General features: G+C 62.7%; 9 protein-coding genes. 4 read left to right on the top strand and 5 right to left on the bottom strand.

Annotated elements, in window-relative coordinates:
• Nucleotides 1-918: 918 nt before the first annotated feature.
• Nucleotides 919-1929, bottom strand: a complete 1011-nt coding sequence (locus HYG81_RS22410; protein ID WP_180841907.1) for a lipid II:glycine glycyltransferase FemX — start codon at nt 1927-1929, stop codon at nt 919-921.
• Nucleotides 1926-3554: an alkaline phosphatase family protein gene (locus tag HYG81_RS22405; protein ID WP_180841906.1), complete on the bottom strand. Its 1629-nt coding sequence runs from the start codon at nt 3552-3554 to the stop codon at nt 1926-1928. Before HYG81_RS22405 ends, HYG81_RS22410 begins: the two co-directional genes overlap by 4 nt.
• Before the next feature lie 211 nt (nt 3555-3765).
• Between HYG81_RS22405 and HYG81_RS22400 the strand changes: the two genes are divergently transcribed.
• Nucleotides 3766-4890, top strand: a complete 1125-nt coding sequence (locus tag HYG81_RS22400) for a DegT/DnrJ/EryC1/StrS family aminotransferase (protein ID WP_180841905.1) — start codon at nt 3766-3768, stop codon at nt 4888-4890.
• A 24-nt stretch (nt 4891-4914) separates the two neighbouring features.
• Here HYG81_RS22400 and HYG81_RS22395 read toward each other — a convergent pair whose 3' ends face one another.
• Nucleotides 4915-6669, bottom strand: coding sequence for an ATP-binding protein (locus HYG81_RS22395; protein ID WP_180841904.1), 1755 nt, complete (start codon nt 6667-6669; stop codon nt 4915-4917).
• Between the two features lie 154 nt (nt 6670-6823).
• Nucleotides 6824-8770 (bottom strand): DEAD/DEAH box helicase, encoded by a 1947-nt coding sequence (locus tag HYG81_RS22390; protein WP_180841903.1) that lies wholly within the window; start codon nt 8768-8770, stop codon nt 6824-6826.
• 88 nt (nt 8771-8858) lie between these two features.
• On the opposite strand from HYG81_RS22390, the gene HYG81_RS22385 reads away from it, so the two are divergent.
• Nucleotides 8859-9041: a hypothetical protein gene (locus HYG81_RS22385; protein ID WP_180841902.1), complete on the top strand. Its 183-nt coding sequence runs from the start codon at nt 8859-8861 to the stop codon at nt 9039-9041.
• On the opposite strand, the gene HYG81_RS22380 is transcribed toward HYG81_RS22385, so the two are convergent.
• Nucleotides 9034-9993, bottom strand: coding sequence for a transcription initiation factor IIB (locus tag HYG81_RS22380; RefSeq protein WP_180841901.1), 960 nt, complete (start codon nt 9991-9993; stop codon nt 9034-9036). The two genes, HYG81_RS22385 and HYG81_RS22380, sit on opposite strands and share 8 nt — an antisense overlap.
• A gap of 824 nt (nt 9994-10817) precedes the next feature.
• On the opposite strand from HYG81_RS22380, the gene HYG81_RS22375 reads away from it, so the two are divergent.
• Nucleotides 10818-11411 carry a DUF7344 domain-containing protein gene (locus HYG81_RS22375; protein ID WP_180841900.1) on the top strand — a complete coding sequence of 198 codons (594 nt, stop codon included), beginning with the start codon at nt 10818-10820 and terminating at the stop codon, nt 11409-11411.
• 513 nt (nt 11412-11924) lie between these two features.
• Nucleotides 11925-13751, top strand: coding sequence for an asparagine synthase-related protein (locus HYG81_RS22370; RefSeq protein ID WP_180841899.1), 1827 nt, complete (start codon nt 11925-11927; stop codon nt 13749-13751).
• Nucleotides 13752-13865: the final 114 nt, after the last annotated feature.

Raw genomic sequence — 13865 nt, 5'->3', positions numbered from 1 at the left:
AAGCAGTGTCGGGCCGTTCAGTACAGGGTACTCGTGTACCATCTAGTTCGATAATCGACTGTACGAAATGGCAGCGACGACGATTACAATCATGACTCCGCCAATCCACTGAACGACACCGCTGAAGGCGACTAATTGGACAGCGACAAGTGATACGAAAGCGAGAGTGAGACGAGTCAATTCAGAACCTCCTGCAGCAATATACACTGTTCCGGCGATGAGAAGTCCAATTCCTACCGCGGTGAGAAGTGGCGTGACACCAATTGAATCTCGGAATAGTAGACCACCGGCAGTAAGTAAGAAACCAATGAGTACGATACTTGACTCAGGGAGAGTAGCTGTGTCCCACTTCCGTTGAAGGTCATCCATACATTTTTATCAAAGTGTGAACCGATTAAGCTTCTGGCGTTCAGTTCGCATTCGTAGTTGCCGTTCAGTACCGGTGAAACAGTTATCGGTGAGAATATTCCGCAAATCGGCGGCCAAGTTCTTTGATAATCACAACGATGGTCATCAATATACCAATAAAGAATGTGGTATCCACAAACCATCTGGATGAGCCTGTCCCACAATGGATAGTTGAATAGCAATAGTCATCAGGAGAAAGTCCTTGAGTCTCTCTTCTTTTAGTCTATCCTCCATCATTCTGTGAAACAACGGTCAGAACGAATTTAGAAGTTTGGTCATTTCGCACGTCCACCTATCGGCTAGTTCACCGGAAATCTGATGAAAGCAATCCTTGGGGAGAGTTCTATGATTCCATCTCTATACTCTCACTCGAGGAAAACGAGGGTGGCTCCAAGTGAGGGAGTCGGGAATGTATCAGTATTACTGTTTTTAAGTATTAAGTTGAATCGGTGATAGTGCTTCTCGAGCGGCACGAACGGAGAAGCGCGTCCGACGTAGTTGTCCGAGACGCTACCGGTGTTTCTGATACTGATCGACCAGTAGGTCGATTCCGAACGCACCCGACGTAATCTCGTAGTGGGTCTCGAGGCGCGGGTTGAACTTCGCCTTGTACCGGTTGATGCTCGGGACGCCGGCCCCGACGAGATCGTACTCCTCGATGCCCTTGCGGAGGCCGTCGCGCATGACGTACCAGTCCAGCAGATCGTTGATCGCGATATCGACGTCGGCGTCCGGTTTGACCCCACCTTGCCACCGATACCGCGTCCGGTCGGACTCGACGACGAGGATGCCGCCCAGAAACTCGCCGTCGACGCGACAGACGTACGGTCGGATCGCGCCGTCGGGGAGTTGTTCGTGGAGCGATCTGGCGAACTCGGGACGCAGCCGGAACGGCTGATCCTGGCTCTCGTAGCGTTCTCGGACTTTCTCGATGATGCGTTCGACATCGTCGGTATCGCCCTCTTCGATCGTGTAGGTCTCTTCGTCGGCGTTTCGAATGTTACTCCGCGCGTCGCTGCTGAATCGTTTCAGCAATTCGTCCTCGGTCCCCTCGAGGTCGACGACGTACGTGTGGCCGGGCTCGACGTCGTACTCGTTCCAGACGAACGGCCGAATGTCCTCGAACTCGGCGGTGACGAACTTGCTGTACAGCGGCGATAGTTCGGTATCGATCCACTCGAGACAGCCCTCGATGAACCGTTTGATCCGCCGATCGGCCTTGCGCTGTTTGAGTTTGTCGACGTTCAACAGGGCCGGCCCGAGGTACGACGTCCACGAGTGCGGTGCGGGGGAGAAGACGCCGGTAACCGGACCCCTAGTGTACTCGAAGACGGGGAAGATCCCGACTGGTTCCTGGCCTTTGAACCCCGCGAGCAAGAACGGCGTCGTGTCGGTGTATTCGGCCTGCAATCGGAGCGCCTCCGCCCGGAAGAACGGGTTCGACCCGTCGGATCGTTCGACGTATCGGTTCCACTCGTCGGCATCGGTTCGCGGATCGAGGATGCGTATTTCGACGCTCATAGGTACCCAAGGTCGGAGAGTCTCTCTTCGACGGTGCCGTCATCGGTCGCTTCGATCGGCTCTGTGTCGTAGGCCGGGTACGGTCGCTCCGTGCTTCCGTCGACGACCGGAAGCGCTTCGCCGTCCATCGCGACATCGACGGGGACGTCGAACAGCGAACAGATCGTCGGCGCGATATCGAAGATCGTCGCCCCCTCGAGCGCGGCGGACTTGTCGAACGCCGGCCCGGCGGCCGCGACGATGCCGGTCCGTTTGTGATTCCACGGCTCCATCGGCTCGCCGAACCGTTCCTTGCCGAGGTCGGCCACGATCGCGTTGTCGAACCCCGCCGGGACCGTCAGGATGTCGGGTGCCTCGTCGACGTGTGGCCCCTCGAAGTAGGTCTCTCTGGGCTCGACGGCGTCGAACATCGGCTCGCCATCCGGCGTTCGAACCGCCGACAGGGTCTCGATGAGTTCCTCGCGGACGGCCTCGTACGCTGCGGCCGGAACCTGTCCGTTCGGCTCGCGCCCCTCGAGATTGATCCGGACGCCGAGTTCGCTCTTCGACCGGACGTACGCCCGGGAGTTCGGGAAGTCGACCTGTTCGCTCGCCGCCCGGATCATATCGTTGGGCACTCGCGCGCCGATCGGCTCCTTCAGTCCGACGCGGTCGAGCGCGTTCGCGACCCGCTGTGTTGTAATCCCGGCGCTCGCGGCCAGGTTCATTACCCGCTCGAGCACGCCGGGATCGGCGTCGCCGGCGTCCGTCCCCTCGAGCAGGTCGTTCTCCCAGGACTTCGACCAGTCGGGCATTCCCTCACCCCCGCTCTGGGCGCTCACGTAACCCGCGTCCCGGAGGAACTCGTTGACGCGGAACTCGTCGCCGGTCACTTTTCCCATCCCGTGATCGCTGACGACCAGGACGTTTTCGGGCTCCGTCCGCTCGAGCGTCTCCTCGAGTTGGCGGTCGACCGCGCGGTAGACCGCTTCGATCGCCTCCTTGTCTCCGGGTCGTTCGTGAAACACCGAGTCGGTCTGCTGGAACTGGAGGAAGCCGAAGTCCGGGGCGAACCGGCGGGAGAGATAGCGAAACGCCGTTCCCCGGAGTTCGATCATTCGTTCGTACCTCTCGATCGACCGGTCCGGTAACGGGCTGCGCTGGGGGTAGAGCCAGTACTCGCCGCCGCAAGCCAGCTTGACGTCCTCGAGGATCCCTTCGGGATGGCAGTCCGGGTCCTCGGGAGCGGTCAGCCCCGGAATCAATGCTCCGTTGAACGACCGAGGCGGGTAGGTCACGGGGACGTTGACGACGACACTCGAGAACCCGTTGTCGCTCAGCAGTTCCCAGACCGGCCGCTCGCGGACGTGCGTCGCGTTGACCACGCCCCAATCGTAGCCATCGAACGAAAGGAAATCGTACACGCCGTGTTTGCCCGGGTTTTTCCCGGTGTACAGCGACGGCCAGGCGCTCGCCGTCCAGGGTGGGATCTGGGATTCGAGGGGTCCCGCGGTGCCCGTTTCGAACAGTCGCTGGAGGGTCGGCAGTTCGCCCGACTCGAACAGCGGCTCGAGCACCGCTCGACAGCCGGCGTCGAGCCCCACAACGAGCAGACGGAGGTCTTTGTCGTCGGTCGAACTCGCCATGGATGCGTTGTCCGTCCGCCTGGGCTTTGTTATGCGAGTGCTTTGGCCGTCCGTTCGAGGTTGCAGAGCGAGGGTGCGGACTATCGTCGGCTGTAAGTACCCATTGCCGCTGGTTCACGGGCTGTATCCTCCGGTTCACTAAGACGACGCAAGCCCGAACTGGTTCGATGACCGTCGTTCCTGGTATCGATGGAACACAGCGGTCCTCCGTATGATCAGTGCTACCCCTTCCATGTTCGATCTCTCGGTTGCTCGGTCGGCAACGGGCGGAATCGATTCGTTCGTCGACCGCCACGCCCCCGACGTCGCGTCCACGTACTACGGCTCCGGGAAAGTCGCGCTCAGGGACGGACTCGCCGGCGTCGCCCATCCCGGCGGAAACGTCGTCGTTCCGGCCTACCTCTCGCCGGCGGTCGTCGAACCGTTCCGCGAACTCGGACTCGAGGCGCGGTTCTACGCGATCGAGGAGTCGTTCGCCCCCGATGTCGCCGATCTCGAGGGGCGGATCGACGACGAGACCGTCGCCGTCATGTCCGTCAACTACTTCGGCTTTCCACAGCCCGGCCTCGAGCGGATCGCCTCCCTGACGGACGAGTACGACTGTTACCACATCGACGACAACGCGCATTCGCCGCTCAGCGTCCACGAGGGGACGCTACTCGGGACGTACGGCGATCTCGGCATCACGACGCTGCGGAAACTGCTCCCGGTTCCCGACGGGGCCCTGCTCTATCGAACCGACGAGGAGCTCCGCGAGCGGTATTCCCCGTCACCGCTCGCCGGCCCGTCCGAGCGCGTCGGGACCGCCGACTGCCGGTTCGTCGCAACGTCGGTCGTCGGAGCCGTCCTCGAGCGGAGTCCATCGCTCTATCGGTCGGTCGAAGCGGCCCTCTCCGACGGCGTGGACGGCTCGCAGTCGGTCGACCCCGAGGCGAGGTACGAGGCCGCCAAAGTGCCCATGTCGAAACTCTCGGCGTCGGTCACCGACGGCGCCGATCCGGACGAGATTCGAGAGACACGGCGGGAGAACTACCGGACGTGGCGAGGAATCTTCGACGAACGGGACGACGTGACGATCCGGTATGACTCGCTCCCACCCGGGATCTCCCCGTACGAATTCCCTGTCCGGGCCGACGATCCGGCCCGTTTGCTCGCGGAACTCGAGGCGGCCGGCGTCGCGGGCGCACACACCTGGCCGATACTTCGACAGTCCGTTCGGGGTAACGACGAGTACGAGACCGCGAACCGGCTCTCGGCGGAACTCGTTGCGCTTCCCGTCCACCAGGGAATCGAGCCGTCCGAGATCGAGGCGGCCGCCGACCGCCTCCGCCGATAATATCCTCTGACAGAGAGATTCCGCTCAGTCGCCGCCGGCGGACGGCGTCAGTTCCGCGCGAACGTCGTCGGACAGCGCGTACGTTCGTTCGCCGGTTCGCTCGAGTATTCCTTCCGTCCGCAGCTCCGAGAGGAGACTCTGTACGGCGATCGTCGACCGATTCACCCGGCCGGCGACCGGCTCCACCTCGAGCGAGCCGTACTGGGCGAAGACGGTCAGAACCTCGCGTGCCGCATCGACCGAGCACTGCGATCCCTCGCACGCTCGAGTGACTCGGTCGCGGACCCACGAGACCTCGAACAGCTCCGCGAGTTCGCGCTCTTCGTCCGCGACGACGAGCGTCGAATCGTCGGTCATCGCTCCATCTGACCCGCCCCCAGCTCCATTTGACCCGCTCTCACCGTCCGAATCGGAATCCGCGTCGACGGGCGTGTAACCGAACTCGATGTCGTCGCCGTCGGCCTGCAGAATGGGCGACTCCTCGCTGGCCCCGCTCTCGTCCGCCTCGTTTGCGTCGGTCCGTTCGCGCTCGAGGTCGCGGACGATGCCGCGTAATTGCTCGTTCTCCTTCCGTCGTTGCGTCAGTTCGTCCTCGAGAGCCGCGAGTTCGGCCTCGAGGCTCTCGATTCGCTCGTCCCGCGCGTCGAGGGTCTCCCGAATCTCGTCACGTTCGGTCTCTAGCTCGGCGATCTCCTCGTGGAGCCGACGCAGGTCGTCGCTGGAGCCGGGGAGCTCCGCTTGGACTGACTCCGTGTTCTGCAGTGCGTCGGCCATCTGCCTGGCCGCACTCGAGACGTCCCGCGCCGAGGAGAGTTCGTCCTCGAGGGTTTCGATTCGTTTTTCCTTCTTCTCGATTTCGTTCTCGAGTTCGTTGATCCGGTCCTGTTCGCGGTCCTTGCGCTCGGAGATGTCCTGGAGGTCGCCGACCAGCGTGTCCGAGACGGACTTGAGCTCGGGGCGCTCGAAATCCTCGAGACCGGGCGTCGCGCCGGCGTCGAAGGTCCGCTTGCGGCGGAACTGGACCTTCCGAACGTCGACTTCGGTCCAGTCTGTCTGGACGAACGCCTGGCCATCGTCGAGATCCGCGACGAGTTCGGAGTACTCGGTGTCGATGATCCGGCCGACAACCTTGGTGTCGTTGTCCCAGGTCAGTCGGTGCCAGACGAGCCAGTTCGCCTGCGTGATGAAGTCCTTCTTGACGTCGGCCGGTCGCTGGCTGATCCCCAGAATCCCGAGGCCGTGTTTGCGGCCCCGCTTACTGATCTTGATCAGCAGATTTCCGGTCTCGCCGACCCCGCCGCCCTCCGGAATGTACTCGTGGACCTCCTCGACCACCAGCAGGAACGGCTTCTTCATCTTCTTCTCCTTGACGAACAGTTGGCGGGCGACCTCCCGGAGCAACTCGTCCGCCACGTCCTCGTCGAGGTAGCCCGAAACGTCGAGGATGACGGGAACGTTCTCCTCGAGAGCGATGGTGGCCATCTGTTCGGCGTGCTCCGGTCCGATCTGGATGTCGCACTCCTCGTCGGCCCCCGCGTGGAGCATCTCGTACTCCTCTTTCAGCCCGTAGTACTCCCCGTCCGTGTCGACGATGAGGAGGGGATAGCCCGCCTCGAGCAGCTCCTCGGCGATCACCGACGCGGTGTTCGATTTGCCGGAGCCCGATTTCCCGGTCACGAACCCGCGACCGGTCAGCAGTTCGACGACTGGCAGTTTCAGGTTCACGCCGTCGGCCGTTTCGCCGACGAGAATTTGGCGCTGGGTCCCTCCGTCGCTCACCGCCACCTCACCCCGCGACCGCGTGGCTCGTTCATACTATGAGTACAGTTCGAACACGCAACCTTGAATATTGGCCTCGATTCGGGGTCGCATTCGCGGGCCGTTCCATCCGTGGGGCCGTTCTGTCTCCCTCTCTCCGCCCGACCGCCCCGACTCAGTCCTCGCCGCGCTCGACGGCCTGTTCGCGGATCGTCATCCCCTTGCGACCCAGATGCTGGAGCTGTTTCCGGGCGAAATCCTCCTCGCGCGTCCCTCGGGTCGCGAGGACGTAGACGAGCGCGCCGCCGGCGGGACGCATCGTTCGCCCGGCGCGCTGGGTTCCCTGACGCCGCGAGCCGCCCAAACCGGAGGCGACGATCGCCAGATCCGCCGTCGGCAGGTCGATCCCCTCGTCGCCGACCCGCGAGATGAGCAGGAGATCGCGCTCGTTCCGCCGGAACTCCTCGAGCAGCCGCCGGCGCTCGTGATGTGGCGTCTCGCCGCTGAGGAACGGGACCTCGAGCGCTTCGGATAGCTCGCGGCCCTGATCGAGGTAGTCGACGAAGACGATCGCCTTCGCGTCGGGGTGGGCCGACAGCAGGTACCGGACCTCGTCGATCTTCCCTCGGTTTTCCGCGGCGATGCGGTACTTCTCGCGGCCGTCGGCCGAGCCGTAGGCGTTGGCCTGTTCGTCGTCGCCCCACGGCACGTAGCGGATCTCGAGTTCGGGTTCGGCGACGAAGCCGGCCTCGAACAGCGCCTCCCAGTCGGTGCCGATCGGCGGTCCAACGAGGGTGAAGATCTCGGTCTGGCGGTCGTCCTCCCGGATGGGGCTGGCGCTGAGCCCCAAACGGTGCTTGGACTGCAGGTGCGTACTCCGCCGATACACGTCCGAGGGGACGTGCTGGCACTCGTCGAAGATTACCAGTCCCCACTCGCGGTCGTCGAACAGCGAGCGGTGGCGATCCATCCCCGCGATCTGGTAGGTGGCGATCGTCACCGGCCGCACTTCCTTCCGGCCGCCGTGGTACTGGCCGATCTGGTGGGCCTCGAGCGAGGTATACTCGAGGATCGCGTCGGCCCACTGCTGGGCGAGGTCGCGACTCGGGACTAACACGAGCGTCTCGCCGTCGACGTGGGCCATCGCGCCCATTGCGGCGACGGTCTTTCCGCTGCCGGGCGGGCCGACGAAGACGCCTTCGCCGGCCTCCGCGAAGCGGTCGACCCACGTCTGCTGGTAGTCCCGCAATCGCACCTCGAGCTCGATGGGCAGTTCCTCGCCGGACTCGAGTTCGCGGTGGTCCTGGACCGGATAGCCGGCCTCGTAGAGGATGCGTTTGATCGCGGCCTCAGAGCCCTCCCGCACCCAGTCTTCGGTCTCGGAGATCGGCGCGTGGACGTGTTCCTCGTCGAGTTTCTGCCGGGCGACGTTGCCCATGATCTCGGGGCTCTGTGCCTCGAGCACGGTGTAGCCCTCCTCGTGGGTCGTCAGCCGGAACTGGTGGGCCCGGTCCCACTGACTGTGGACCCACTCCTCGAGAGCGTCCGAGCGCTGGCCCAGCGCCTGCCGCATCGTCCGCGCGAGGTCCTCGAAGGAGTCGTGAGGCGTGCCCCAGATATCGGCCGGCCGAACGACGTACCGATACCCTTGCTCTCCGTTCGCATCCGCGAGGTGGGCGAACTGAGATAGTTGCGCGCGCGTGAACTGGTCGGGCCGATCGACGACGATCTCCCGCTGTTTCGGGAAGACGACCACCCGCTCGCGATCCGTCAGGTCCTCGAGTTCGGTCGGGTACCAGACGACGGGATCCGTCGAGACGGCCAGTCGCTCGAGTGCGCCGCGGTCGGCGAGCGCCTCGAGTCGTTCGTTCGCTTCCTCGTGGGAGAGCTCGAGTGCGCGGGAGACGGCCGCAGCGGTGAGAACCGGCCGTCCCTCCTGCTGACTGGCGTCGTGGAAGTCGGCGATGGTGAACTCGTCAGCGTTGTCGTTCCCGTCGGCGTCGTTCTCATTGACGTCGTTCTCGTCTGAAGTCGCGTCGGCGTCGGCCGTCTCCCCGTCGCTCGAGTCGTGGGGATCGCTTCGCTGCTCGTCGGGAGACGTCGAAGAACGTTCGTCGGTCACTGCCCGGTCGTAGCGGCGGTGGGGGTAAACCGATTTCGCTCGCCGATCACGGCCAACAGATATGCCGGATGAGTACGTACGGTATCGTATGTACCGCGCGATCCTCCCCGAAGGACAGATCGTCTGCGAGCGCTACGATCACACCGATAACGGACTCGAGCTATACGACGATAACGACCGGTTCCTCGCGTTCGTTCCCTACAGCAACCTCCACGCGTTGCTCGACGAGGAGGTCTACGAAGAGGACGAGAACGACCGCTCGATCATGTGATCGGCTGCTGATCGATCGCCTCGAGCTGTTCGCGATATCGGTTTCGGACGGTGACGACGGTCGTCTGTGCGGTGTCGGCGACCGCTCGCTGCGGGATGGTCTCGTCGCAGAGCAGCCCAGCGGCGTAGATCGCCGCGGCGGCGAATCCCGTCGGTGACTTGCCCGAGTGCAGCCCCTTTTCGGTCGTCAGGTCGATGATCTCGATGGCCTTGGTCTCGACGTCGTTGTCGACGTCCAGTTCCGAGCAAAACCGCGGGACGAACTGCCGAGGGTTCGTCGGCTCGAGATTAATGTCCAATTCGTCCGCGATGTATCGGTAGGTGCGACCGATCTCGCGCTGATCGACGCGTGAAACGGAGGTTACTTCCTCGAGGCTCCGCGGTATATCCTCCTTACGGCACGCGGTGTAGAGCGCGCTGGTCGCGACGCCCTCGATCGATCGGCCCCGGATGAGGTCTTGCTCGAGCGCCTGTCTGTAGATGACGCTCGCGGTCTCCTTGACGGGCTTGGGGACGCCTAACGCGCTGACCATCCGATCGATCTCCGAGAGGGCGTACTTGAGGTTCCGTTCGCCCGCGTTTTTCGTTCGGATTCGTTCCTGCCAGACCCGGAGACGATGGAGCTGCCCGTGTTTGTCGGCCGACATCGAGTGGCCGTTCGCGTCCTTGTTGCGCCAGTCGATGGTCGTGGTCAGCCCTCGGTCGTGCATCGACTGAGTCAGCGGCGCGCCGACCCGCGAGAGTTCGTCGTGTTCCTGTGCGTTGAACGCCCGCCACTCCGGCCCGTAATCGATGGGATCCTCGGTGAGGACCAGGCCACACTCCTCACAGACCCGTTCGCCGCGGTCCGGATCGTGGATGATCGTATCGGTCTCGCAGTCGGGACAGAGCTCTGCCTCGACCGCCTCCGACTGCGATTCGTTGCTCGCGTGATCGATTATAGACCGCGTCATCAGTATTCGTCCGAAACCGTCCAGTCACTGTAAGGGGTTCACATGGTTTCGCGAGAAACACCGACTTACTATTCTGCCGGCTGGCCGTCAGTGAGACGATTCGCTGGATGGATCCGACGGACGTCTACGCGATAGCCAGTAAGGTGTCACGTCGCCGATGCTCAAACCGAACCACGAAGACGACCGACGCGACCGTCACTCCGTCAAGCAAACAACTGTGACAGTCGCGTCGAGACCGTGTCCCATCGGTCGTGTCCGGGCGAAACGATCGGTACCGGTCGCTTCGACCCATAATGAGATATGTGAGCACGACACATGAAACGAGGGGATTGTTGCCTCGAACCTCCGGCGTAAATCCCGTTATTCGACAGAGAAAGGCGTCGTTCGTATGTGAACTGTCGATCGACTTTATATCCGCTGGGGCGAACGATCGGTATCGGTGTCGTGTTCTCACTCACTCCCCCGAGTCGTGTCGGTAACAAATTCGTTCTCGGCCCGCGTCTCCGTACGCCATCGATACGCGCGTACAAGCGATCGGTACTGATCGGCTTCGCCGGGGATCGCGAGCGGCCGTCGCGGCGGCGCGAAGTCGCCGCTGTAACGCCATCGGGAAGTCGTTCCGTACCTCCTTTGCAGAGGGTGCGAAACGTGGTCGTTTTTAAGAGTATCTCTGTTGGTGTTCAACTTGGTGTGTCATACGTGATTTGGACCTGCCGTTCGAACGTACAGCGGTCGCCGCCGAGCCGATGCTCCGGTGACTTTTCCCGCCGAGTACAGGGAACAGCGAACGCGAATGGAACCGCTACGATCGGAGGGTCGCGATAATGTCGTCGATAGATACGTCACTGCCGGACGAAATCGCGTCGGTCGCCGATGAGGAGAACGAACGGCTCTCGAAGGATGTCATTTTCGAACTCTTAAAGAATCGTCGCCGTCGCGAAGTCCTCGCGTACCTCCTGGACGCCGACGAAACGGTGACGCTCGGCGAACTCGCGGAACAGATCGCCGCCTGGGAGAACGATACCGACATCAACGCACTCAGTTCAGACCAGCGGAAACGAGTCTACGTCGCCCTCTATCAGACCCACCTGCCGAAGATGGACGACGCCGGCATCGTCGAGTACGACCAGGATCGGGGGCTGATTTCGCTCGCGGACAACGCGGACCTGTTGATGATGTATCTCGATACGGACAACCATCGACAGGATCGGTGGGACCGATGGTATGCCGGGCTTAGCGTGGTCGGTGCGTCCCTCCTCGGTGCAGCGTTCCTCGGCGTCCCGCTCCTGTCGGCCGTGCCGATGACTGCTCTCGCGGGTCTCGTCGTCGTCGCCTTTTTCTGTCTCTCGAGCGCCCACGTCGTTCAGAACCGTAATCACGAACGCAACGTCGACGGCAAACTCTCTCGTATCGAGTAACCCGAAGTCCACACGACGGTGGTCCCGTCTCCTGGCTGCGATGAGTTCTCTCTGTGAGCTCGTGTCTCGAGGGGGCTTGGCACCCTCGCCGCAACCGCTAAGAAGGGTTTTTATCACCCGCTTTCGTACGTTCAAACGGCTCCCGACGACCGTCATCCAGTACCGGAGCAGTCGCGTGCCAGCAGCTGTTCTCGGCGCGGGAGCCTTCTGAGAAGAGCGGCTCGGCTCATCGTGTGAATTCGTGCCAGCAGTGACCACGCTCTCGAGTCGGCCAACTCCTGGCGAACGCCTCGAGGCAGCTACACACCGGACCACTGTAGAGACACAGTGTCTGCCAGATCGAACTTCGCGTCCCGGTCCAACTGCGACCGAGAACCATACGACTGTGGACGATATCCACACCGCTCCGGCCGACCACCGCACGACTGCGACTCGAGCGCCGTAGTCGATAGCCCACTGCTGGAGAATATAAACGCGGCCATTACTATACCGCCGATTATCACGGTTCCCGATATGGTTGGCATCACTGGTCGAACGCCGGACGCGGACGATGGATCGTTCGCCAGCTCGCTCGAGCCGCTCGTTCACACGGATCGGTACGAGGCCGACGTGATCTTCGAATCGGCGTCGCGTTCGGTCGGGACGACGGCGTATCCCGAGTATCCGATCAGGATCGTCGAGAACGACGAGTACTGGGTCTGTCTCGAGGGCCGGATCTACGATCGTGACGACGAGACGCTCGAACGCGAACTCCTCGAGGTCGCCGCACACGTGCTCGCGGCCGACGGTGACGACGAGTTCCTGACTGGGTGGTTGCTCGAGACCGACGGCGAGTTCCTGCTCGTCGCCGCCGACAAGGAGAGCGATCGGCTCGGCTTGCTGAACGATCCGCTCGCCCGGCTGCCGACGTACTACTTTCACGACGGGGAGACGTTCCAGTTCTCGCGGGAACTGCGCTATCTCATCAACGAAGCGCCGATCGAGGGGTTCGATCCGATGGGCGTCGCTCAGTGTCTCCTCTTCGGCTACTCGCTCGGTGATCGAACGCTCGTTCCCGAAGTGAACCGGCTGCGTCCCGGGACGAAGCTCACCGTCGACCCGGATCGCGGCGCGATCACGGAGACCACCCTCCACCGGTTCGACTTCGGGGGCCCGGCCCACGCCGATCGGAGTCGGTCGCGAAACGCCGCCGAACTCGTCGATCGGTTCGAACGGGCCTGCCGCCAACGGTCGGGGGATGGGACTCGCGATGTAATTTCGCTAAGCGGCGGGCTCGACTCCCGGTCCGTGCTTGCCGGCTACCACGCCGAGGGGGTTCCGACGACTGCGGCGACCATGGCCTCCGACGAGTTCGTGCCGCCGTCCGACGTCGAAATCGCCCGGGAACTGGCCGACGAGTTCGACACCGACTGGCAGCGCTACGACGTCGGGCCGCCCAACGGCTCTGACCTGAATCGAATCATCAAGACGAAAAACGGACAGATCGGCCTTCTGACCTCGTTCATCCTCGATTTCTTCCGCCAGCTTCGCGAGGAGTACGACGCCGGCCTCACCTACGTCACCGGCGACGGCGGGGACAAGGTGCTCCCCGATCTCACCCCCGCGAAACCGATCGACGACGAATCGGCGCTGGTCGACTACGTCCTCGCGGAGAACAGCTTTCTCTCGATCGAGCAGGTCGCCCAGATTACGGGACTCTCCGCGGATGCGATTCGGCGGAGCGTTCGCGATCGGCTTCGACTGTATCCCGAGACGGATCTCGCGTCGAAGTACGTCCACTTCCTCGTCTACGAGCGGGGCGTCAACTTCCTGTTCGAGGGCGAGGATCGGAACCGGTTCTTCTTCTGGAGTACGACCCCGTTTTACTCGATCGAGTTCTTCCAGTACGCGATGAACTGTCCGCCCGACCAGAAGGCCCGCTACGACCTCTATCGCTCGTTCCTCACGGAACTCGCGCCCCCCGCAGCGGATCTGACCCACCCCGATTACGGGGTGCCCGTCGACTCGACCCGCCATAAAGCCGCGGCGTTCGTCGACGATTTGCTCTCGCGGTATCCGACGCTGCTCGATTTGGTGCGACCGATCGTCAAATCGTTCAACGGCCTCGAGACGGAGTCACAGCTGGAACCGAATACGGTCGATTGCATTCGAGACCAGATCGAACAGTGCGAAGCCGTCGACGACGTGCTCTCGACAGACGAACTGCACGCGTTCCTCGACGCCCACGCCGATCACGATCGGGTGTCGGTCTATCGCCTCTTCGCGCTCACGTCGTTTATCGACGACATTCACTCCGCAGAGAGCGTCCTCGAGTCGCGGCGCGATACCGTGTTCGTCTGACCGTCCCGCTCGACCGAACGCGGCCGATCGCCCTCCGATAATGTATTCCCTATGACGATTTCGCACGCTCGTACTCTCAGGTAGCGGTGTCATTACAAATTACTATCATCTCCT

Origin of the sequence: Natrinema zhouii (assembly GCF_013456555.2) — an archaeon.
GTDB lineage: Archaea > Halobacteriota > Halobacteria > Halobacteriales > Natrialbaceae > Natrinema > Natrinema zhouii.
Note: the sequence above shows the minus strand (reverse complement) of the source record. Positions and strands in the feature narration are given on the sequence as shown.

Excerpts from the sequence above, each read along its gene's own strand:
- HYG81_RS22410 (WP_180841907.1), bottom strand. The coding sequence starts at position 1,929 with ATGAGCGTCGAAATACGCATCCTCGATCCGCGAACCGATGCCGACGAG.
- HYG81_RS22405 (WP_180841906.1), bottom strand. The coding sequence starts at position 3,554 with ATGGCGAGTTCGACCGACGACAAAGACCTCCGTCTGCTCGTTGTGGGG.
- HYG81_RS22400 (WP_180841905.1), top strand. The coding sequence starts at position 3,766 with ATGATCAGTGCTACCCCTTCCATGTTCGATCTCTCGGTTGCTCGGTCG.
- HYG81_RS22385 (WP_180841902.1), top strand. The coding sequence starts at position 8,859 with ATGTACCGCGCGATCCTCCCCGAAGGACAGATCGTCTGCGAGCGCTAC.
- HYG81_RS22380 (WP_180841901.1), bottom strand. The coding sequence starts at position 9,993 with ATGACGCGGTCTATAATCGATCACGCGAGCAACGAATCGCAGTCGGAG.
- HYG81_RS22375 (WP_180841900.1), top strand. The coding sequence starts at position 10,818 with ATGTCGTCGATAGATACGTCACTGCCGGACGAAATCGCGTCGGTCGCC.
- HYG81_RS22370 (WP_180841899.1), top strand. The coding sequence starts at position 11,925 with ATGGTTGGCATCACTGGTCGAACGCCGGACGCGGACGATGGATCGTTC.